2 protein-coding genes are annotated in these 24,836 nt (G+C 65.6%); both read right to left on the bottom strand.

Going from position 1 to position 24,836, the window contains the following annotated elements; all coding sequences use genetic code 11:
- Positions 1-343 precede the first annotated feature (343 nt).
- Positions 344-11,665, bottom strand: coding sequence for a non-ribosomal peptide synthetase (locus BM403_RS28500; protein ID WP_093546288.1), 11,322 nt, complete (start codon positions 11,663-11,665; stop codon positions 344-346).
- Entirely contained in the window at positions 11,662-24,522 is a 12,861-nt protein-coding gene (locus BM403_RS28495; protein WP_093546285.1) for a non-ribosomal peptide synthetase, read from the bottom strand. Before BM403_RS28495 ends, BM403_RS28500 begins: the two co-directional genes overlap by 4 nt.
- Between the last annotated feature and the right edge of the window lie 314 nt (positions 24,523-24,836).

Genomic DNA, 24,836 nt, shown 5'->3' with positions numbered 1-24,836 from the left:
CCGCCATCGGGGGCAAGCCCCCTCCCACATTTGAACCGCGATCGACAATCGCAATACCGGTCGGCTTTAAGGCCGCCGCGCCCTGCTTTGGCTTTTGATCTTCGGCGCCCCGTAAAACCACGCGGGCAGGACGCCGGGTTAGCCGCGCTGGGCCAAGGATGGCCCAGCGCGGCGGCCCACGCTCCAAAGCCGGAGTGAGGGCATGCCGAGCCTAGGCGAGGCACCGAGTGGTGGGGCGAGGACCTTTTGGTTACTTTTGGGTCCTTCCAAAAGTGACCCGCTGTAAGAGCGGAACCATAAGCCGCCGTTACCGCAGCAACGGATATGTACCCCAAGCAAAACCTCAAGACACCACCTCCCCAACCACAACCCCACCCAACCACCACCGCGCCAACCCAAAAACATTCGGCGCCTTGAGCAACGTAAAGTGATTCCCCCCGCCATACCAAACCTGCAACCCACTCCCCTGTCGCCGCCACCCCTCAATCATCCCCCCCTGCTCCCGCTGATTCCCCGCCGCATCCAGCGCTGGGTCTTCAGCCAATACCAACCGCACCATCCCGTTAAAACGCTGAACAGGCCGATACGCCGTGCGCAAAGCCGCCGCATACGTCCGCCCCGGCCCATCCATCGCATCCACAGCCGCGCGCCCCGGCAACAACCCAACGCCGACCATCCCTGCGTGTAGCCGCTGGCGCTGCGTCACCTCATCACACCCGACAAAGTCGACCCGATCAATCCCCAGCGATTTCCCGGCCGACAACTGCATCGCCTCAATCAAGCGCATCAACGCCGCCGTGGTGGTGTAAACCTTCGCGGCGCCCCCAGGCGACTCACTGTCGATCACCGTCAACGATGCCACCTCCCGCCCGGCCGCCTGCAACCGCAACGCCATCTCCAGCGCGACCCAGCCACCAAACGAGTGCCCGACCAAATGCACCGGTCCCTGCGGACACGCCTGTTCCAGCGCCGCCAAGTAACACCGCGCCGCCGCTTCCACCTGGCTATGGGGCACCGCCTGCCCCTCCAACCCGCGCGGCTGCAAGCCGAACAGCGGCCAGTCGCGCCCCAGCGCTTCGCCCAGGCCCACAAACCCGGTGACGCTATCTCCGGCCCCCGGCACGCAGAACACCGGCGCATACCCCGCCCGGCCACTCTGAATTCGCAGCAACGGTTGATGCTGCGCCTGAACCACCGGCGCACTCGTCGCCAAGGCCTCGGTCAGCGCCTGCCCCAGCGCCTGGATATGCGGCGCCTGCATCATGCTCTGGTGATCTCCCGGCACCTCCACCTGGCGCAATTGCCCTGGCGCCAAGGCATCGATCCAACCCAGCGAATCACTGCGTCGTGACAACTCGGTCGGACGCTCACTCGCGCTGAACAGATGCACCGCAACCGGCAACGGGAACACGCTGTAGTGCGCCAGCGCATGCCCGTGCCCGACTTCCCGTTCGATAAAGCTCAAGAGGTCCGCGTCCGCAGCCGCCGCCATTTGCGCGTATAGCAGACCTTGATCGCGACAGCGTTGCAGCAGGCCCGCAAAGTCCAGCTGTCCAATCTGCGACTCCAATTGCCCAAGGCTCGCCAGTTCATCCACACCTCCCTGTGCTTTCCAATACGCCGTGCACTGCAACAACAAGTGCCGCTTAAGCGCGTCCGGCCCGCTCCAGCGCGCCTTGCCCTGGTCGGTCATGCGCGGCACGTAGCTGTCGATCAAACCGAGGAATGCCACCGGTTCATCCAGCCCCAATAGTTGCATTGCCACTTCATAGGCCAGCACCCCGCCGAACGACCAGCCGGCGACCCGGTAAGGCCCATGGGGTTGAATGCCGCGAATCAACCCGACCAGCCGCGCCGCCAGGCCTTCCATGGTGTTCAGGTGCGGCTCGCCCAGCGCCAAGCCCGGCAGGCCGTAAATCGGATAGTCACCGGGCAGATGCTGGCCCAGCGCCGGGAAATACACGTCCATGCCACTGAACTCATGGACCAGGAACAACGGCGCTTGCGCCCCGCTGCTGCGCACCGTGATCACCGAGGTGTCGCGCACCGGCGCATCCGTACGCTGGCGCAGCATCGCGGCCACCGAGGCCACGCTGGCGTGCTGGAACAGCTCGGCCAGCGACACCGCCAACCCCGCTTCATCCATCAGGCTGACCAGCCGGATCGCCAGCAATGAATGCCCGCCCAACTCGAAGAAGCTGTCATGACGACCGACTTGCTCCACCTTCAACACCTCGGTCCACAGCGCCGCCAGGCTCTGCTCCAGTGCATCGGCTGGCGCCTCGAAATCGCGGCGGTTCAAGGCTTCCAGGGCAGGCACCGGCAAGGCTTTGCGGTCGACCTTGCCGTTGGCCGTCAACGGCAGGTGCGCCAGCGGCACAAAGGCCGACGGCAGCATGTATTCCGGCAGTTGGCCCTGCAGGTAGGCGCGCACGCTGTCGATGGCGACGGGTTCATCGGCCCAGGTGAAATACGCCACCAGGCGCTTGTCTCCCGGCGCGTCCTCGCGGGCCAGCACCACCACATCCTGAATACCCGCGAAGGTCGCCAGGCGCGCTTCGATCTCGCCCAATTCAATGCGGAAACCACGGATTTTCACTTGGTCGTCATTGCGCCCGATGCATTCCAGCAGGCCGCCCGCCGTCCAGCGGCCGAGGTCGCCGGTGCGGTACATCAAGGCGTCTGCGTCGAATGGGTCGCGCACAAACTTTTCAGCCGTCAGCGCCGGTCGATTCAAGTACCCCTTGGCCACGCCATCCCCGCCGATGCAGATTTCACCGGTCACGCCCAATGGCACCGGCTGCAACTGCGCATCCAGCACATGGAGCTGTGTATTGGAAATCGGTCGACCGATGGGCACGCTGTCGGCGTCCTCCGCAAGCGACCGGACTTCGTAGGCAGTGGCGTAAGTGGTGGTTTCAGTCGGTCCGTAGCAATGCACCAGGCGCAACGCCGGCGCACGCGCCAACAGGCTGCGGAATGCCGCCGGATCGGCACGCTCGCCGCCGCACAGCAGGATGCGCAAGCCCGCCAGGGCCTGGGGAATCAGCTGCACGTACTGGTTGAACAGCGCCGTGGTGACAAACAGCACCGTCACGTCCGCCAAGGCCACCCCAAAGGCCGTCGGATCGAGCAAGGTGGCGTGGTCGATCACCTGCACCTGGCCGCCGTTGAGCAACGGCCCCCATACGTCCATGGTGCTGGCGTCGAACGCCGGGTTGGAGGCAAAGGCCACGCGGTCGCTGGCGTTGAAGTCGGCGTAGCCGTTGTTGAGCACCAGGCGCGTGATGCCGCGATGGGGCACCAATACGCCTTTGGGCGTGCCGGTAGAGCCGGAGGTGTACATGATGTACGCCACGCTGTCGGAGGACTGCGACAGGTCCGGGTTGTGGCTCGGTTGCGGATCGAGGACCAGGGTGTCCAGGTCCAGGCGCTGCGCCGGGTAGTCAACGGACGCGTCGCTGCGGGTCAGCAGCCAGGCCGCACCACTGTCCTGCAGCATGAAGCCCTGGCGCTCGGCGGGGGCGTTGATATCCAGCGGCACATACGCGGCAGCGCATTTGAGCACGGCCAACTGGCTGACCAGCAGGTCCAGCGAGCGCGGCAGCAGGATCGCCACATGATCGGCGGGACGCACCCCAAGGCCCATCAGATGATGAGCCAGGCGATTGGCGCGCGTGTTGAGTTCGCCGTAACTCATTGTCACGACGCCGTGTGAATGCTCGCCCTGCAGCGCCGCCAACGCAGCAGGACGGGCCTGGGCCTGGGCTTCGAACAGGCGTTGCACCGTGTGCTCGCGCGGAAAGGGCCGCGTGGTGGCATTGAAATCCAGCAGCTGCTGGCGTTCGGCGGCGGGCAGGATCGGCACGTGGCTGATGGCAGTCGTACCGCCCTGTTCCAACGCCTGCACCACCTGCTCCACGGCAACCTGCAGGTAATCGCACAAACGGCGGGCGCCCTGCCCCACGGCCTTGAGGGAGAACCCCTGACCCAGATCATCCACGCTCAACGACAGGCCGTAGTTGCTGTGCTCCTCGGCCTTGAGCAACTGGATACCCTGTAACGCCTCGGTTGCCGCTTGCGGCGCGCTGTGGCGATAGTTGAACAGCGTATTGAACAGCGGCGTCGTTGCGGGCACGCCACTGCAGCGCTGGGCCAATGCCAACGGCGCCTGCTCATGGCTGAGCAAGTGGGTCAGCCGCGTGTGAGTGGCCCGCAAGGCGTCGCGCACCGAGTGCTGGCCCAGGTCGACCCGCAGCGGCAGGGTGTTGATGAATACGCCCATGGCGCGCTCGGCGCCTTCACCGCCTTGCAGGCGGCCGAGCATCACGGTGCCGAACACCACCTGCTCGCGGCCCGAGACCTTGCCCAGCACCTGGGCCCAGGCCAGGTGCATCAGGCTGGCGGCGCTCACCCCGGACTGGCGCGCCTGAGTACGCAGGCGTTGGCTCAACGCCGGGTCGAGGGCCCGTTGCACCTGCTCCGTGCGGCCTAGGCTGTCGACCTGAGTCGGTTCATCGATCTCGCCGAGCATCTCACGAAAGAACGCCTCGTGATCGTCAACGCCCAGTCGGGTCTGGGCCACATAGTTGCGGTACGGCACGGCCGCGCCCAACGTGTGCTGCGTGCCCGACAGGAACGCCTGCAGTTCGTGTTGCAGGATCTCCAGGGCGACGTGGTCCATCACCAAGTGGTGAAACAGCAACGTGGCAGTGTCCTCGGCGCACACCAGGCGCATCAGCGGTGCCTGGGCCACATCGAGCCGTTCCGGCACCGGCCCGTTTTCGACGCACAGCGGGGCTTCGCGCCATACCACCTGCACCGGTTCTTCCAAGCCGTCCCAATGGAACGACGAACGCAGGATGTCGTGACGCTGGATCACCGCCTGCAAGGCCAGGGCAAATGCGTGCATCCGCTGCGGGCTGTCGAACGCAAACTGCGCCCGCAGCACATAGTCGTCGCCGGTCTGCACCGCGCGATGGTGATAGAGCATGCCGGCCTGCAACGGCGCCAGCGGGTAGATGTCCTGCACATTCGCCGCACCGCCGGGGATGCAGGCGACGAGACGCTCGATGGCCGGCTGATCCAGCGGTATCAACGGCAACATGTCCGGGGTGATATAAGCGCAATCGGCCGCAATGCCGTTGTCCGGCACCGCGACTTCACGACCACCGCCCAGTGCCGCCGCCAAGGCCGACAACGTGGGCTGACCGAACAACACCTTCACATCCGCCGACAACCCGAGGCGGCGCATGCGTCCCATCAGGCTGACCGCGAGCAGCGAGTGCCCGCCCAGCTCGAAGAAGTTGTCGTGACGGCCCACGCGCTCAACGTTGAGCAGTTCGGCCCAGAGGCTGGCCAAGGCAATTTCGGTATCGCCCTGGGGGGCTTCGTACTCACGCGCCACCACTGAATCCAGGCCCGGCGCGGGCAGTGCCTTGCGGTCGAGCTTGCCGTTGGGGCTCAGCGGCAAGGCGTCGAGATGCACGAAAATGGCCGGCACCATGAATTCCGGCAGATGGTTCAGCAGGTGAGCGCGCAACGCGTCGATGTCGCTGAACGTACCTGTGTAGTAGGCAATCAGCCGATTGTCGCGGGCGATCACGGCGGCTTCGCTGACCGGTGGGTAGTCGGTGAGGCGTGCCTGGATCTCCCCCAATTCAATACGCAGGCCACGGATTTTCACCTGATCGTCATTGCGCCCCAGGTACTCCAGCGTGCCATCCGCCAAGTAGCGGCCGACGTCACCGGTGCGGTACAGGCGGCCATCGGTGAACGGGTCCTTGAGGAAACGCTCGGCGGTCAATTCAGGCCGGTTCAGGTAGCCGCGCGCCACTTGTACGCCGCCGATGAACAACTCGCCGACCACGCCCAATGGCACCGGCTGCAGGTGGGCATCCAACACGTACATACGGGTATTGGCGATCGGTTTGCCAATCGGTGTGTTGTCCGGCGTCACCGCACCGGCGCAGTTCCAGGCCGTCACATCGACGGCGGCTTCGGTCGGGCCATACAGGTTATGCAACTGGCTGCCTGGCAACTGCTGCTTGAAGCGCCGCACCAGGCTGCCGGGCAAGGCTTCGCCGCTGCACATCACGCGGACTAACCCTTCGGCCTGGCTCACATCGCCATGGGCCAGGAACACATCCAGCATCGACGGCACGAAGTGCAGCGTGGTGATGCGCTCAGCCGCAATCACTTCGCACAGATAGGCCGGGTCTCTGTGGCCGCCAGGGCGCGCCATCACCAGGCAGGCGCCGGTGAACAGCGGCCAGAAGAACTCCCACACCGACACATCGAAGCTGAACGGGGTTTTCTGCAGCACCCGGTCATGGGCTTGCAGGCCATAGGCGTCCTGCATCCACAGCAGGCGGTTGACCACGCCGGGGTGGTCGTTGATCACGCCCTTGGGCTGGCCGGTGGAGCCGGAGGTGTAGATCACGTAGGCACTGACGCCAGCCACTGGCAGGTTGTCGACGGGTTGGTGCTGCCAGGTCGGCTGGTCCAGGTCGACCACCGCCACGTCCCCCAGCAGTGCACGTGTCGCGCCTTGGGCCAGCACCGTGACAGGCGCGCTGTCTTCCAGCATGTAGGCGATACGCTCCAGCGGATACGCCGGGTCCAGCGGCACATAGGCGGCACCGGCCTTGAGGATCGCGTACAGGCCGATGACCATGTCCAGGCCCCGTTCGACGCAGATCGCCACCCGTGAATCCGGCTGTACGCCAAGCGCCAACAGGTGGTGAGCGAGCTGGTTGGCCCGCGCATTCAGCTCGGCATAGGTCAATACCTGGTCACCGGCCTTGACGGCCACGGCATCCGGCGTACGCATCGCCTGCCCTTCGAACAGGCCATGCAAGGTCTGGTCGAGGTTGTACGCCACATCGGTGGCATTGAAGTCGAACAGCAGATGCTGACGCTCCCGCTCGTCCACCAGCGGCACCTGCTCCAGCACCGCCTGGTCGTTATCGACCATGGCCTGCAGCACCCGGGTGAAGTAACCGATATACCGCTGCACTGTCGACTCATCGAACAGCGCTACCGCGTATTCCAAGGCACCGATGATCGTGCCCTGCACTTCCCCCAGGTCCAGGGACAGGTCGAACTTGGCAAAGTGGCTGTTCTCGACGATACCTTCCAAAGCCAGGTCGCCCAGGGCCAGGGTCGGCGCGCTGCTGTCCTGCCAGGTCAGCAGGGTCTGGAACAGCGGGCTGTGGGCCAGGCTGCGCGGCGGGCGGGTAACTTCCACCACTTGCTCGAACGGCAGGTCCTGGTGGGCCTGCGCCGCCAGGGCCTGGGCCTTGACCCGCGCCAGCAGCGCCTCGGTGCTCGGCTCGCCGGAGGTATCGATGCGCACCGCCAGGGTGTTGACGAACAGGCCGATCAGCCCTTCCACCTCGCTGCGCGTGCGATTGGCCACGGGTGAGCCGATCACCACATCCTGCTGCCCGGACAACCGCGCGAGCAACGAGGCCCAGGCGCTCATCAGGGTCATGTACAGCGTGGTGCCGTGACGTTGGCTCAACGCCTTGAGCCCGGCGGTGAGGCGTTCGTCCAGGCGCACGTCGACGCTGCTGCCGGCGTAGTCCTGCTCTGCCGGGCGCGGGCGGTCGGTGGGCAACGTGAGCAAGGCCGGCGCACCCGCCAGCGTCTGCTGCCAATAGGTACTCTGGCGGTGCAGCACTTCACCGCTGAGCCACAGGCGCTGCCACACGGCGAAGTCGCCGTACTGGATCGGCAACGGCGGCAATGGGTCCGCCTGGCCGTGGCTGAACGCCTGGTACAGCGCCATCAGTTCACGGGTGAGCACGCCCATGGACCAGCCATCGGAGACGATGTGGTGCAGGGTCAGCAGCAACACATGGTGATCGTCAGCCATGACCACCAAACGCCCGCGCAGCAGCGGGCCGCGCTCCAGGTCGAAGGGTGCCGAGGCTTCGCCGTGGATCAATGCGTCCAGTGCCTGCTGGGGTTGCGGGTGGCGGCGCAGGTCCTGCACTTGCAGGGGCAGCACGTCTTCGGCGGGTACGATTAATACCTGGGCGTCATCGCCGTGCTGGGCAAAGCGGCTGCGCAGGGTTTCGTGGCGCGCGACGATGCGGGCCAGCGCGCGTTGCAGCGCCTCCACGTGCAACTGCCCACGCAGACGCAGGCCGATAGGAATGTTGTAGGCGGTGTTGGCGCCTTCCATCAGCGCCAGGAACCACAGGCGCTGCTGGGCGAAAGACAGCGGCGTGTCTTCGTCACGATTGGCCGGGAGGATATCCGGCAAGGCGCTGCGACCGGACTGGGCCAACACCTCGGCGACCGCCGCGAGTTCGGCATTGGCAAACAAGTCGCCGAGCAGCAACTCCACGCCCAGGCGCTGGCGGATCTGCGAGACCATGCGCATGGCCAGCAGGGAATGCCCGCCCAGCTCGAAGAAATGATCGCGACGCCCCACCCGCTCCACTTGCAGCACATCGGCCCAGATCTGCGCCAGCACGTTTTCGATTTCACCTTCGGGGGCCACGTACTCGCGGGTAAACACGGCGGCCATGTCCGGCGCCGGCAGGGCCTTGCGGTCGAGCTTGCCGTTGGCGGTCAGGGGCAACGCGTCCAGCTTCACGTAGGCGACCGGCACCATGTAGTCCGGCAAATGCGCCACCAGGTGGGCGCGGAGTTCGGCCACCACCAGCGGGTCGAGTTGGCTGTTTTCGGTGAAATACGCCACCAGCCGCTCTTCACGCACCAGCACCACGGCTTCCTGGATACCCGCCAACTGGTTGAGTTGGGCTTCGATTTCGCCCAGTTCGATGCGCATGCCACGGATCTTCACCTGGTCATCATTGCGGCCCAGGTACTCAAGATTGCCGTCCGGCAGCCAGCGCGCCAGGTCGCCGGTGCGGTACATGCGCCCGGCGTTGAACGGGTCGTGCAGGAAGCGTTCGGCGGTCAGCTCCGGGCGGTTCAGATAGCCGCGCGCCACACCTTTGCCGCCCACGTACAACTCCCCCGCCACACCCAGCGGCACCGGCCGTTGCTGCTCATCCAGCAGGTACACCGTGGCATTGGCGATGGGTTTGCCGATGTGCAACGGCTGGCCGGCCTCGACCTTGCCGGAGGTGGCGACCACCGTGGCTTCGGTGGGGCCATAGTTGTTGATCAGGTCAAAGCGCTGCGCCCGGCCGAACTGGCGCAGGCGATCACCGCCGATCAACAGGGTGCGCAGCGTCGGGTGTTCGATCTGCTGGCTGAAGGCGTACTCGGCCACCGGCGTGGGCAGGAAGCACACGTCCAAGGGCTGCGCGCACCACCAGGCCAGCAGCGCGTCGACATCCTCGGCGCCGTCATGGGCCGGTGGCAGGTGCAGGGTCGCGCCGACGCAGAGCGCCGGCCAGACTTCCCAGGCCATCGCGTCAAAGCCGAACCCGGCAACACTGGCAGTGTGGCGCCCGGCGCGCAGGTCAAAGGCGTTGCAATGCCAGTCCACCAGATTGGCGACGGTGTGGTGCTCCACCATCACGCCCTTGGGCAGGCCGGTGGAGCCGGAGGTGTAGATCACATAAGCGAGGTTGGACGGCGTGACCGCCACCTTGGGGTTGCTCGCCGAATGGTGCTGCCAGGTGTAGCGATCGAGGTTGATCACCGGCACATCCAGGGCCGGCAGGCGCTCCAGCAAGGCCTGCTGGGTCAATACCGCCACCGGGGCGCTGTCGCTGAGCAGGTAGTTGAGGCGCTCGGCCGGGTGCGACGGGTCCACCGGCACATAGCAGGCGCCGGCCTTGAGAATCGCCAACAGGCCGGCCAGGGTGTCCAGGCCACGGCGGGCGACGATGGCAACACGGTCGTCGGGCTTGACCCCCAGCGCCAGCAAGTGATGGGCCAGCAGGTTGGCTTGCTGGTTGAGTTCGGCATACGTCAGCTGGCGGCCCTGGTGCACGGCGGCAATCGCATCAGGCGTCAGCGCGGCCTGGGCTTCGATGCGCCCGTGCAGCGTGGTGCCTCGGGGGAAATCCGTGTGGGTGGCGTTGAAGTGTTCCAACAACCACTGCTGCTCGGCGAACGGAAGCACTGACACTTGGTTGAGCGCGGTGCCTGGCGCCTGCTCCAGCGCGGTCAGCAGGTTCTCCAAGGCGGTTTGCACGTAGGCACACACGCGCTGCGGATCGACCAGGTTGCTGGCCAGCAGGCTCAGGGCAAAGTCATCACCAAGGTCGTCGACACTCAGGGTCAAGGGGTAGTTCGTACGTTCCTCAGCGCTCAGCGCAGCGATCCCCTGCCAGGCCGAGATCGCTTCGTCACTGGCGGCCGAGGCACTGTGGCGATAATTGAGCAAGGCGCTGAACAACGGCGTCGGCGCCACCACGCCACTGCACCGCTGGGCCAACGCCAACGGTGCGTGTTCATGCCGCAGCAACGTCGTCAGCCGCGCATGAGTCGCCTTGACCCCGGCGCGCACGTCCTCGCTGCCCACGTCCACGCGAAACGGCAAGGTGTTGATGAAGATACCCAGCGCCCGGTCTGTGTCATGACTGCCCTGCATGCGGCCCATCAACACCGTGCCGAACACCACCTGTTCCTTGCCGGCCAACACCCCCAGCACCTGCGCCCACCCCAAATGGAACAGGCTGGCTGCGCTGACCCCCAGTTGCCGTGCCTGTGCTCGCAGCCGTTGCGACAGCACCGCCGGCAGCGCCAGGTGTACCTCGTTAATGCCCCGCGCATCGCCCTGCACATCGCTCAAGCCAAACGGCAAGGTGGGTTCGCTGATGTCGCCAAGCATCTGGCGGAAGAAGTGTTCGTGTTCCTGCTCGCTGATCCCCAACCGCGCCTGAGCCACATAATTGCGAAACGGCACGGCCTGGCCCAACGCCGCGCCCTGCCCCAACAGGTAGGCCTGCAGCTCGTGGCACACCACTTCCAGGGCGCTGTGATCAAGGGCCATATGGTGGAACAGCAGGCTGGCAACGATACGTTGATTGGCCACGTCTTCGGCCCGCACCAGACGCAGCAGCGGCGCCTGGGACACGTCGAGGCGATAGTGGCGAGCATCGAACAGGGCGTGCAGTTGCGTGGCGATGTCGCCGTCGGCCGGGTCCAGCGCCAAGGCCTGCACCGGCAGGCGCGCGCGGCGCCACACCACTTGCGACGGTTGCTGCACGCCCTCCCAGACCACCCCTGTGCGCAGGATGTCGTGACGGTCCATCACCGCTTGCAGGGCCTGGGCAAACGCCTCGAACCGTTCCAGGCTGTCGAAGGAAAATTGCGATTGCATCACGTACGGGTCGCCCCGCTCGGCACTGACGTGGTGGAACAGAATGCCTTCCTGCAACGGCGCCAGCGGGTAGATGTCCTGGATATTCGCCACGCCACCGTCGACGCTGGCGACGATACGGTCGATCTCGTCCTGGCTCAGCGTCGACAACGTCAACATCGCCGGCAGGATGCGTTCGGCGTCCGCCGGGATGCCATTGGCGGGCACGTCGACCACGCCCGCCTTCGTCGCCGAGTATTCACCGGCCTTGATCAGTTCGATCAACGCCGGTTTGTGCTCGCGCAAGGCGGCGAGGATTGCCGGGTCGCTCAAGGCTTGCTTGTTGCCCTGCACCGATAGCTGTTCGCCCTTGAGCGCCAGCTGGATGTCCTTGGTCTTTAGCGTCGCCAGCAGTTGGTTGATGCTCACAGGACGATCTCCATTCGTTCAGTCAATGCGGCGTAGCCAGCCAGGGTCGGCTGTTCGAACAACGCGCGCACGTCGGCTTCCATGCCTTCCTGGCGCAAGCGCCCGATCAGGCTGACGGCGAGCAGCGAGTGCCCACCCAGTTCAAAGAAATTGTCATGCCGCCCTACCCGCTCCACGTTGAGCAGTTCAACCCAGAGCCGGGCCAGCAGGATTTCGGTGTCCCCTTCGGGGGCTTCGAACGCGCGTACCCGCCGTGCGTCCATGCCCGGTGCCGGCAGGGCCTTGCGGTCGAGTTTGCCGTTGGGGCTCAAGGGCAGCGCGTCGAGGTGCACGAACAGCGCGGGCACCATAAAGTCCGGCAGGTGCAGTAGCAGCTGGGCACGCAGGCTTTCGACGGGCGTGTGCTCGCCGGTGTAGTAGGCGACCAGGCGCTCGTCGCGGGCCACCACCACGGCGTCCTTGACCGATGCGTGTTCGCTCAAGCGCGCCTGGATTTCCCCCAGTTCGATACGCAGGCCACGGATTTTTACCTGGTCGTCGTTACGCCCCAGGTACTCGATATTGCCATCGGGCAGGTAACGGCCCACGTCCCCTGTGCGGTACAGGCGCCCGCCGGTGAACGGGTCCTTGAGGAAACGCTCGGCCGTCAGTTGCGCACGGTTCAAGTAACCCCGCGCCACCTGCACCCCGCCGATAAACAACTCGCCCACCACGCCCAATGGCACCGGTTGCAACTGTGCATCCAGTACGTACATGCGGGTATTGGCGATGGGTTTGCCAATCGGTGTGTTGTCCGGCACCTCGGGCCGCGCACAGTTCCAAGCGGTCACGTCCACCGCCGCTTCGGTGGGGCCATACAAGTTGTACAGGCCGATGCCCGGCAATTGCTGCTTGAAGCGCCGCACCAGGCTGCCCGGCAGGGCTTCGCCGCTGCACATCACACGGACTAACCCTTCGGCCTGGCTCACATCGCCATGGGCGAGGAATACGTCGAGCATCGACGGCACGAAGTGCAAGGTGGTGATCCGCTGCGCCTCGATCACTTCGCACAGATAGGCCGGGTCCTTGTGCCCGCCCGGACGCGCCATCACCAGGCGCGCACCGGTAAACAGTGGCCAGAAGAATTCCCACACCGACACGTCGAAACTGAACGGGGTTTTCTGCAGCACCGCGTCCTCAGCGTTGAGCCCGTAGGCGTCCTGCATCCAGAGCAAGCGGTTGACCACCCCGGCGTGCTCGTTGATCACCCCCTTGGGCTCGCCGGTGGAGCCGGAGGTGTAGATCACGTAGGCGGCGTGGCGAGCGGTCAGGCCCGGGACCTGGGGGTTGGTCGCGGGCTGGTGCTGCCACGTGACGTGATCAAGCTCGATCACCGGCACGTCGCCCAGCAGCGCGTGGGTGGTCGCTTGCGCGAGGACCACCACCGGCGCGCTGTCCTGCAGCATGTAGGCGATGCGCTCCTGGGGGTAGGCCGGGTCCAGCGGCACGTAGGCGCCGCCGGCCTTGAGGATGGCGAACAGGCCGACCACCATGTCCAGGCCACGCTCGAGGCAGATCCCCACCCGTGTATCCGGCAGTACGCCGCGCTCACGCAGGTGATGGGCCAGGCGATTGGCGCGTTCGTTGAGTGCCTGGTAGGTCAGCCGTTGCTCTGCGGCAATCACCGCCACCGCCTCCGGCGTGCGCTCGGCCTGGGCTTCGAACAGCCCCTGCAGGGTCTGATCGAGATCGTACGGCACCTCGGTTGAGTTGAATTCGACCAGCAGCTTATTGCGCTCTTCGGCGCCCAGGATCGGCAAACGATCGAGCGCGTGTTGCGGCGCATGCTCCAACGCCTCGACCAGGCCCGACAGCGCAGTCTGCAGGTAATCGCACACGCGTTGCGCGTCGACGCGTGCCAGGGCGGTGATGTCATAGCCATCGCCCAAATCGTCCACGTTCAAGGTCAACGGGTAGTTGGTACGTCCGTCGTTGACCAGGGTCTGCATGCCTTCCCAGGCCTGCTGCGCCTCTTGCGAGCGGGTGGCCGCGCCACGGTGACGGTAATTGAGCATTGAGCTGAACAGCGGGGCCGGGGCAGCGACCCCACTGCAACGCTGGGCGAGCGCCAGGGACGCGTGTTCATGGCCGAGCAAGGCGCTGAGCCGTTCGTGGGTCGCCCGTACGGCGGCACGTGCGCCTTGACCGTCGATGTCCAGGCGCAGCGGCAAGGTGTTGATAAATACCCCCAGGGCGCGGTCTGCGCCCTCGCCGCCTTGCAGGCGTCCGACTAATACGGTGCCGAACACCACGCTGTGGCGGCCCGATGTCGCCGCCAGCACCTGGCCCCACGCCAAGTGAAACAGGCTCGCCGTGCTCACCCCCATCAGCCGGGCCTGGGCCCGCAAGCGGCGGTTGAGGTCGCTGTGCAGGCGCAGGCTGTGCTCCTCGATGGCGCTGCCGTCGCCGCGGACGTCCTGCCAGCCGAAGGGTAAGGTCGGCTCGTCGATATCGCCGAGCATTGCGCGGAAAAAGCCTTCGTGCTCCTGTTCGCTCACGCCCAACCGCGCCTGAGCCACGTAGTTGCGGTACGGCATCGGTGCAGCCGCTGGCACTTGCCGGCCGAGCAGGAAGCCCTGCATTTCCCGCAGCACGACGTCAAACGCGGTATGGTCGAGGACGATGTGGTGGTACAGCAATACCGCGACCACCCGTTGATGGGCGGGATCCTGGGCATACATCAGGCGGATCAGCGGGGCCTGGCTGATGTCCAGGCGATAGCGTCGTGCATCGAAACGTTCGTGCAGGCCGGCCAGTACATCGCCTTGCAGGTGCAGCGCCTGCACCTGCAGTTCGGCGGTGCGCCACACCACTTGCAGCGGTTGCGCCAAGCCCTCCCAGACCACGCCGGTGCGCAGGATATCGTGACGATCGATCACCTGTTGCAACGCTTGGGTGAAGGCGTTGAGACGTTCGAGGCTGTCAAACGCCAGGTGCGTTTGCAGCAGGTACGGGTCGCCCTGCTCAGCGGTGATGTAATGGTAGAGAATGCCCTCTTGCAACGGCGCCAGCGGGTAGATGTCCTGCACATTCGCCGTACCGCCGGGTACTTGCGCGACCACTTGGTCGATCGTTGCCTGGTCGAGTTCCACCAAGGTCAGCAGGTCCGGCGTAATGCGCCGGCAGTTGGCGGGAATGCGATTAACCGGCACCTGCACTTCGCGACCACTGCCGACGGCGGCGGCCAGTGCGGCCAGGGTCGGCTGGCTGAACAGCACGCGCACATCGGCACTCAGGCCGACCTGGCGCATGCGTTCGATCAGGCTGACGGCCAGCAACGAATGGCCGCCCAGCTCGAAGAAGTGGTCATGGCGACCGACCTGCTCGACGTGCAAGACCTCGGCCCAGATGCGCGCCAAGGTGGTTTCAACTTCGCCTTGGGGCGCTTCGTATACACGGGTCAGCAGCGCGGCGTGATCGGGTTCCGGCAGCGCCTTGCGGTCGAGCTTGCCGTTGGCGGTCAGCGGTAATGCGTGCAGCTTCACATAGGCGACCGGGACCAGCGCATCGGGCAATTGGGCTTGCAGCTGCGTGCGCAGGGTATCGATGTCCAGCGGTTGCTGTGCGGTGAACCAGGCAATCAAGCGACCTTCGCGCACCAGTACCACCGCTTCGCCGACGCCGTCCAGGGCGGCCAGGCGGCTTTCGATTTCCCCCAGTTCCACCCGTACGCCACGCAGCTTGACCTGGTCATCGTTACGGCCCAGGTACTCGATGTTGCCATCGGGCAGCCAGCGCGCCAGGTCGCCGGTGCGGTACATGCGCCCGGCGTTGAATGGGTCTTGCAGGAAGCGTTCGGCAGTCAGGTCGGGCCGGTTCAGGTAACCCCGCGCCACACCGCTGCCGCCCACATACAGCTCGCCCGTCACCCCCACCGGCACTGGGCGCAATTGCGCGTCCAGCAAGTAGACGCTGGCATTGGCGATCGGCCGACCGATATGCAACACCTGCCCGGCGCGCACGCGGCCGGAGGTGGCAACCACGGTGGCCTCGGTGGGACCGTAGTTGTTGATCACCGCAAAGCGCCGCTCGTGAGTGAACTGACGCAGGCGATCGCCGCCGATCAGCAGGATGCGCAACGTAGGGTGTTGCAGCTGCTGGCTGAAGGCGTATTCGGCCACCGGCGTCGGCAGGAAGCTGACGTCCAGCGGCTGCGCCAGCCACCAGGCCAGCAGCTCATCGATGTTTTCATTGCCGACGTTGGCCGGCGGCAGGTGCAAGGTGGCCCCCACGCACAGTGCCGGCCACACCTCCCAGGCCATCGCATCAAAACCGAACCCGGCGACGCTGCTGGTGTGGCCCGTGGCACCCAGGCCAAAGGCTTCGCAGTGCCAATGCACGAGGTTTTCCACGGTACGGTGTTCCACCATGACGCCCTTGGGCTGGCCGGTGGAGCCGGAGGTGTAGATCACGTAGGCCAGGTGCGCCGGGGTCAGCGTGTCGAGTGGTGGGTTGGTGACGGCGAGCTGCTGCAAGCGTGGGTCATGCAGGTCTACGCTGGCGACCTCGCCCAATAACGCGCGGGTACTGGCTTCGGCCACCGCCACCACGGGTGCGCTGTCGTGCAGCAGGTAGGCGATGCGCTCGGCGGGATACGCCGGGTCGATGGGCACGTAACCGGCACCGGCCTTGAGGATGCCCAGCAAGCCCACCAGCATCTGCGGGCCGCGACGGCAGCAGAGCGCGACACGGTCGTCGGGCTGTACACCGAGTGCCAGCAGGTGATGGGCCAGTTGGTTGGCGCGCTGGTTGAGTTGTTCATAGGTCAACGCCTCACCGCCTTGCAGCACCGCGACGGCCTGGGGTTGGCGTTCGGCCTGGACCTCAAAGGCACCGTGGACGGTCTGCCCCTGCGGGAAATCATGGACGGTGGCGTTGAAGTCGCGCAGCAGGGTTTCGCGCTCCGTCGCCGCCAGCATCGGCAGTTGGTTGAGCGCGGTCTGCGGTGCGCTTTCCAAGGCGGCCACCAACTGCTCCACGGCGTTGTGCATGTAGGCGCACAGGCGCTGGGCGCCGATCTGCGGCAGCGCCAACACGGTCAGGCCGAAGCCCTCACCCAAGTCGTCCACGCTCAAGGTCAACGGGTAGTTGCTGCGTTCTTCACCGCCGAGCAATTGCACGCCTTCCCAGATGCCATGGCCATCGCGGGCCATTTCGTCGGGGCTGCTGTGACGGTAGTTAAGCAACGCACTGAACAACGGCGATGCGTTCGCCACGCCGCTACAACGCTGGGCCAGCGCCAGGGACGCGTGTTCATGGCCGAGCAAGGCGCTCAAGCGCCCATGAGTCGCCTTGACCGCAGCAGCGGCAGTCGCCGCCACGTCGACGCGCAGCGGCAGGGTGTTGATGAACATGCCCAGCGCGCGGTCCGCACCGTCACCGGCCTGCATGCGGCCCATCAACACGGTGCCGAACACCACGTCATCACGCCCGGACACCAGCCCCAGCACCTGTGCCCAGGCCAGGTGCATCAGGCTCGCCGCGCTGACCCCCAACTGCCGCGCCTGCTCGCGCACCCGCCTAGCCAGCGCGGCGTCCAGCGGCTGTTCGGCCTCTTCGATATCACGCCCATCGCCCTGCACGTCCTGCACACCGAACGGCAAGGTCGGTTCCTCCACGTCGGCGAGCATGTCGCGGAAGAACGCCTCGTGCTCCTCCACGCTGACGCCCAGGCGCGCCTGGGCCACGTAATTGCGAAACGGCGCCGCCACGGGCAAGTCCTGGGCCTGGTTGAACATGAACGCACGCATCTCCTGGCCCACCACGGCCATGGCGGTGTGGTCCAGCGCCAAGTGGTGGAACAGCAGGATCGCGGCGACCCGGTTGTGCTGCGGATCCTGGGCATACACCATGCGCAGCAACGGCGCCTGGGTGATATCCAGACGGTAGTGGCGAGCGTCGAAGCGTGCGTGCAGCTGCTCGATGATGCCGCCGTCCGCCGGGTCCAGGGCAACCTCCTGAACCACCAGCTGCGCCTCGCGCCACACCACTTGCACCGGGCTGTCCAGGCCTTCCCAGACCACGCCGGTACGCAGGATGTCGTGGCGGGCCACCACCTGTTGCAGCGCGCCCATGAACCCGTGCAGACGCTCCAGGCTGTCGAACGCCATGCGCGATTGCAGCAGGTACGGATCGCCCTGCTCGGCGCTGATGTGGTGGTAAAGAATGCCTTCCTGCAACGGCGCCAGTGGGTAGATGTCCTGCACATTCGCCGCACCACCCGGCACGTTCGCGACAATACGCTCGATGGACGCCGGGTCGAGCGGCACCAACGTCAGCATCGACGGGGTGATCTGCGTGCAACCCAGCGGAATACCATTGGCCGGCACCACGACTTCCCGGCCGCTGCCCACTGCAGCGGCCAGCGCCGCCAGGCTTGGCTGGTTGAACAAAACGCGTACGTCACAGCTCAGGCCGACCTGGCGCATGCGCTCGATCAGGCTGACCGCCAGCAACGAATGCCCGCCCAGTTCGAAGAAATGATCGTGACGCCCGACCCGCTCCAGCTTGAGCACGTCCTGCCAGATCTGCGCCAGTTGGGTTTCCACTTCGCCTTCCGGGGCTTCAAACCCGCGACTTAACAACGCGCTCTGATCCGGCACCGGCAGACCCTTGCGGTCGAGTTTGCCGTTGGCGGTGAGCGGCAACAGCTCCAGCCACACATACGCCGACGGCACCATGTAGTCCGGCAACTGGCCCTGCAAATGCGCACGCAGGGCTTCGATCTCCAGCGCCGCACCGGCCGTGTAATAGGCGACCAGGCGTTTGTCGCCCGGCTCGTCTTCACGGGCCAGCACCACGGTGTCTTTCACGCCAGGGAAACTGGCCAGGCAGGTTTCGATCTCGCCGGGCTCGATACGGAAACCACGGATCTTCACCTGCAGGTCATTGCGCCCCTGGTACAGCAAGGTGCCGTCGGCCTGCCAGCAAGCCAGGTCACCGGTGCGGTACAGCACGCCGTCGCCAAACGGGTTGGGGATGAATTTCTCGGCGGTCAGTTGCGGCTGGTTCAAATAGCCCGTGGCGACGCCCGCACCGCCGATGTACAGCTCGCCGACCACGCCCAGCGGCACCGGTTGCTGGCGCGCGTCCAGCACGTAGGCCTGGGCATTCGCGATCGGCTTACCGATGGGAATACCGCCCTCGCCGACCCGAGTGATTTCAAAGGTGGTGGAAAACGTGGTGGCTTCGGTGGGCCCGTAGCCATTGAGCAGGTGCTGGGGTTTGCCGTGTTCGAGCACCCGGCCAATCACCTGCGGGTCGAGCACGTCACCGCCGACAATCAGGTAGCGCAACTGGTGGAAGACCGGCATCAGCGCATCGGCGTACTGGTGGAACAGCCCCGCGGTCATCCACAGCACGCTGACGGATTGCTCCTGCAACAACGCAGCGAACGCGGCCTGGGACAACAGCACCGCGTGCTCGACCACCACCACGCAACCGCCATTGAGCAACGGCGCCCACACATCCAGGGTGCTGGCGTCGAACGCCGGGTTGGAGGCGAACGCCACGCGGTCCCGCGCGTTGAACTCGGCATAGCCGTTATTGAGCACCAGTCGCGAGATGGCGCGGTGCGGCACTTGCACGCCTTTGGGCGCACCGGTGGAACCGGAGGTGTAGAGGATATAGGCGACGCTCTCCGAGGACTGGGGCAGTTCAGGGTTACGCGGCGACAGGCCGTCCAGGTTCAGGTCTACGAGGCTGCTGAGCACCCGATGCGCGCCACTGTCTTGCACGATAAACGCCTGGCGCTCGACCGGCGCATTGACGTCCAGCGGTACATACACCGCCGCGCATTTGAGGATCGCCAGTTGGCAGATCAACAGGTCGAGCGAACGCGGCAGCGCAATCGCCACGCTTTCGCCCGGCTGCACGCCCTGGTTGAGCAGGTGATGGGCCAGGCGGTTCGCGCGCCGGTTGAGGTCGCGGTAGCTCAACGACAGCGGGCCATGCACCGCTGCCACCGCTTCCGGACGGGCCAGCGCCTGAGCCTCGAACAGTTGATGCACGGTGAGGTGCGCTGGGTAATCACGGGCGGTGGCATTGAAGTCCACCAGCAATTGGTGGCGCTCGGCGGCCGGCAGGATCGAGATGGCCTGCAGCGGCGTGGTGGGCGCCTGCTGCAAGGCGGTCACCAGATGGCGCAACGCGGTGAGCATGTAGTCGCCCACGCGCTGCACGTCCAGGCTCGCCACGCCTTGCACGGTCAGGGCAAAGCCTGTGCCCAGGTCATCGACGTTGAGCACCAGCGGGTAGTTGCTGCGTTCTTCGGAACTGAGAATCTGGATGCCGGAGGCCGCGAACGGGCTGTGCCCCGGCGCCTCGCCCGGCGCGCTGTGACGATAGTTGAGCAAGGTGCTGAACAACGGCAGCGAACCCGGCACGCCACTGCAACGCTGGGCCAGGGACAACGACGCGTGCTCATGCCCGAGCAACTGCGCCAGGCGCGCGTGGGTGGCGCGTACACCGGCTTGTACGCCGACGCTGCCCAGGCTGACGCGCAGCGGCAAGGTGTTAATGAACATCCCCAGCGCCCGGTCGGCGCCCTCGCCGCCCTGCATGCGCCCCAGCAACACGGTGCCGAACACTACCGCCTGCTGGCCGGACACTTGCCCGAGCACCTGCGCCCAGGCCAGGTGCACCAGGCTCGCCGTGCTCACGCCCAATTGCCGCGCCTGTTCGCGCAGGCCCAGGCTCAAGGCCGGTTCCAGTGGCAGGTGGGCTTCAAGGATGCCGCTGCCGTCGCCATTCACGTCCTGCAACCCGAAGGCCAGGGTCGGCTCGTCGATATCGCCGAGCATCTCGCTGAAAAATGCTTCGTGCTGCGCCTGGCTGACCCCAAGCCGTGCCTGGGCCACATAGTTGCGGTACTGCACGGCGTCGGGTAATTGCGCGCTGTTGCCGGACAGGCTCGCGCTCATTTCTGCCACCAACACCTGCAGGGCGGTGTGGTCCAGCAGGATATGGTGCAGCAGCAGGATGCCGACGAAACGGTCCTGCTCCTCGGCGTAGGCAAAACGCATCAGCGAGGCACGGCTCAGGTCGAGGCGGAAGTGACGAGGATCGAAGCGTTGCTGCAGTTGCTCAAAAGGCTCGTCGATACGCTCGACGGCCAGCGCGGCCTGGCGCAACACCACCTGCACCGGCTCATTGAGGCCTTCCCAGAGGATCGCGGTGCGCAGGATGTCATTGCGCTCGATCACGCTGTGCAGGGCCTGGATAAACGCGTCCACCGCCGCCTGGTCGTTGAAGCTGAACTGCACCTGCAACACGTAGGGATCGCCCTCGGTGGTTGCCAGGTGATGATAGAGAATACCGGCCTGCAACGGCGCCAGGCCGTAGATGTCCTGCACGTTGCTGATGCCGCCGGGCACGCGCTGGATGATGTGGTCGAGGGCCGCCTGGTCCAGTTCCACCAGGGGCAGCATGTCCGGGGTGATGTGCGTGGTGGCGTGGGTTATCAGGTTGGTCGGGACCTGCACCTCTTGCTGCCCGCCCACCGCCGCCGCCAGTGCCGCCAGGGTCGGCTGGCCGAATAGCACACGCACGTCGGCGCTGAGGTCGACCTGGCGCATGCGTTCGATCAGCTTGACCGCCAACAGCGAATGGCCGCCCAGTTCGAAGAAGTTGTCGTCACGCCCCACGTGCTCGAACTTGAGCAGGTCTTGCCAGATCGCCGCGATGGCGTTTTCCACCGCGCCTCGGGGGGCTTCATAGCCCCGTCGAGCGAGGGCATCGGCGTCCGGTGCGGGCAGTGCCTTGCGATCAAGCTTGCCGTTGGTGGTCAACGGGAATTGATCCAACTGCACAAAGGCGCTGGGCACCATGTGTTCGGCCAGGCTCAGCAGCAGGTGGTCACGCAGGTCGGCGGCGCGCAGTGCGCCTTCGGCAATCACGTAGGCCACCAGGCGCTTGTCACCCGGCGCATCTTCACGGGCGATCACCACGGCGTCACGCACACCCTCGGCGCTGGCCAGGTGCGCTTCGATCTCGCCCAGTTCGATGCGGAAACCGCGGATTTTCACCTGGTCATCGTTGCGGCCCAGGTATTCGACGCTGCCGTCGGCCAGCAGGCGACCGAGGTCACCCGTCTTGTACATACGCAGACCGGTGGCCGGGTCGGGCAGGAAGCGCTCGGCGGTCAGCGCGTCACGGTTGAGGTAACCGCGCGCCACACCGGCGCCGCCCACGTACAACTCACCGACCACACCCAGCGGCAACGGCTCGCGACGCGCGTCGAGCACATACAGTTGCAAATCGGGAATGCGCACGCCAATCGGGCTGACACCCACCAACTGCGCGTCCGCCGCCTCCAGGGCGCGGTAGGTCACGTGCACGGTGGTTTCGGTGATGCCGTACATGTTCACCAGTTGCGTGCCGGCGTTGATCGCCCGGGCGTACCACGGCTTGAGCATGCCCGGCTCCAGCGCTTCGCCGCCGAAGATCACCTGGCGCAGGGAATGGGACTGCGGGTTCTGGCCTTGTGCGGCGATCAATTGGCGGAAGGCGCTGGGCGTCTGGTTGAGGATGCTCACACCTGCTTCGCACAGCAGCGTGTAGCACTCGTCCGGTGAGCGGCTGACCAGTTGCGGCACGATCAGCAACTGGCCGCCGTGCATCAGCGCGCCCCAGATTTCCCAGACCGAGAAGTCGAAGGCGAAGGAGTGAAACAGCGCCCAGACGTCGTTGCGGTTGAAATCGAACCAGTGCTCGGTGGCCGTGAATAAGCGAGCGACCTGGCGGTGCTCGATCATCACGCCCTTGGGCTGGCCAGTGGAGCCGGAGGTGTAGATCACATAGGCCAGGTGGGCCGGGCTGACGTTGACCCGCGGGTTGACGATGGATTCACCGCGCAGGCCGTTGAGGTCGACCTGTGGCAAGTCGCCAACCAGATGGCGCGTGTTGGCTTGTACCAACACGGCCAAGGGTTCGCTGTCGGCCAGGGTGTAGGCGATGCGCTCCAGCGGGTACGCCGGGTCGATCGGCACGTAGCCGGCGCCGGCCTTGAGGATGCCCAGCAGGCCGATGATCATTTCCGGGCCACGCTCCACGCAGATCGCCACGCGGTCATCCGGGCGGATGCCCTGGGCCAGCAGGCGGTGGGCGACTTGGTTGGCGCGCTCGTTGAGCTGGCGGTAGGTGAGGCGCTGGTTGTCGAAGCGCAAGGCAATGGCTTCAGGCTGGGCGGCGGCGTGGGTTTCGACGTGCTGGTGGATCAGGGCGGTGTCGGCGTAAAGCGCGGGGCTGTGATTGAAGCGATGCAACAGGCTCTGGCGTTCGGTGTCGGGCAGGATAGTCAGGCCGCTGAGCGGCATATCCGGTCGCTGTTCAAGGGCCTCGGCCAGGCTTTCCAGAGCGGTATGCAAGTAGGTGGCGACACGTTCGGCACCGATGGACGCGTCGACCATCACGGTCAGGGCGAAATCTTCACCCAGGTCATCGACGTTGACCGTCAGCGGGTAGTTGGTGCGTTCCTCGGCGCTGAGAACGCGAATGCCCTCGGCGATCTCGATCACCTCGGCCATGTCCGTGGCGGCACTGTGGCGGTAGTTGAGCATGGCGCTGAACAGCGGCGTCGGTGCGGCAACGCCACTGCAACGCTGGGCCAGCGCCAGGGAGGCATGTTCGTGGTTGAGCAAGGTGGTGAGGCGTTCGTGAGTCGCCTTGACCCCGGCGCGCACGCTCTGCTCGCCCACGTCTACGCGCAAGGGCAAGGTGTTGATGAACATGCCCAGGGCCCGCTCACCGCCCTCGCCCGCGCCCATGCGGCCGAGCATCACGGTGCCGAACACCACCGCGTCGCGCCCAGAGACCACGCCCAATACGCGCGCCAACGCCAGGTGCATCATGCTCGCCACGCTCACGCCAAGCGGCCGCGCCAGGGTGCGCAGACGGCGGCTCAGCGCGCTGTCGACGGCAAGGCGTGCCTCGTCGATACCCAGGCCGTCGCCCTGTACGTCCTGCAAACCGAAAGGCAGTGTCGGCTCCTCGATATCCGCCAGCATCTCGCGGAAAAAGGCCTCATGGGCCTGCTCGCTGACGCCATGACGCACCTGGGCGATGTAGCTGCGAAACGGCACCGGCTCTCCCGCCTGGGCTTGCTCGCCGGCCAGGTACAACTGGATTTCATGGCGCACCACATCCAGGGCGGTGTGGTCGAGGATGGTGTGGTGAAACAGCAGGGTTGCCGCCACACACCCGGTGAGCGAATCCTGGGTAAACACCAGGCGCAGCAGCGGTGCCTGGCCCAGGTCCATGCGGTCGTTGCGCGCATCGAAATCCACGGCTTCGCACGCCAGGCTTGCCTTGCGCCACACCACTTGCAGCGGTTCGTCGAGACGCTCCCAGACTATCGAGGTGCGCAGGATATCGTGGCGATCGATCACCCATTGCAACGCTTCGGTAAAGGCGTGCAAACGTGCGCGATTGTCGAATTCGAAATGCGCGTGCAGCACGTAGGGGTCACCCTGCTCCGCCGACAGATGGTGGTAAAGCATGCCTTCCTGCAGCGGCGCCAGCGGATAGATGTCCTGCACATTCGCCGCGCCCCCAGGGATGGCCGCGACGATACGGTCGATAGCCGCCTGGTCGAGGCTGACCAGCGGCAGCATGTCCGGCGTAATGCGGTAGGCCGGACTCAGCCAGTCACCGCCATGCTCGGCCACCAGTTCCAGCAGCCGGGGTTTGTGAGCAATCAGTTGATCCCACAGCGCATCCTCCAACGCCTCGTCGTCACCGAGGATGATCAGGTCGCCTTCTTCCAGTTGCAGACGGATCGCATGGGTGGAAATCGCTGCCAATAATTCGCTGAACTGCATGGGGTAACCTGCCTGGTAAGTCACGGTTGAGGAGAAAGTCCGTTTTCAGCTGCCGCGTAAATCGGGTGCTGGGCGCCGCGCGCCCAAAAAAAGCGGGCGCAGCCGGGGGCCTGGAGAGGCTTCCGGCAGGCTTGGAAAATTAAGGGATTTGGCAGGCGGGGGGTGACATGGTAAGCGGGGACAAGAGAGATCAGGGTTGGTTCAATCTCAATGAAAACACCTTACGCCTGTGGCTGGCGGGACCTTGTGGTGAGCGGGCTTGCTGTGGTGAGCGGGCTTTTTGTGGTGAGCGGGCTTGCCCCGCGCTGGGCTGC

Origin of the sequence: Pseudomonas sp. OV546, assembly GCF_900116845.1 — a bacterium.
GTDB lineage: Bacteria > Pseudomonadota > Gammaproteobacteria > Pseudomonadales > Pseudomonadaceae > Aquipseudomonas > Aquipseudomonas petroselini.
This window is presented reverse-complemented; position numbering and strand designations above follow the sequence as displayed.

Coding starts and splice junctions, on each gene's coding strand:
- BM403_RS28495 (WP_093546285.1), bottom strand. CDS start 24,522: ATGCAGTTCAGCGAATTATTGGCAGCGATTTCCACCCATGCGATCCGT.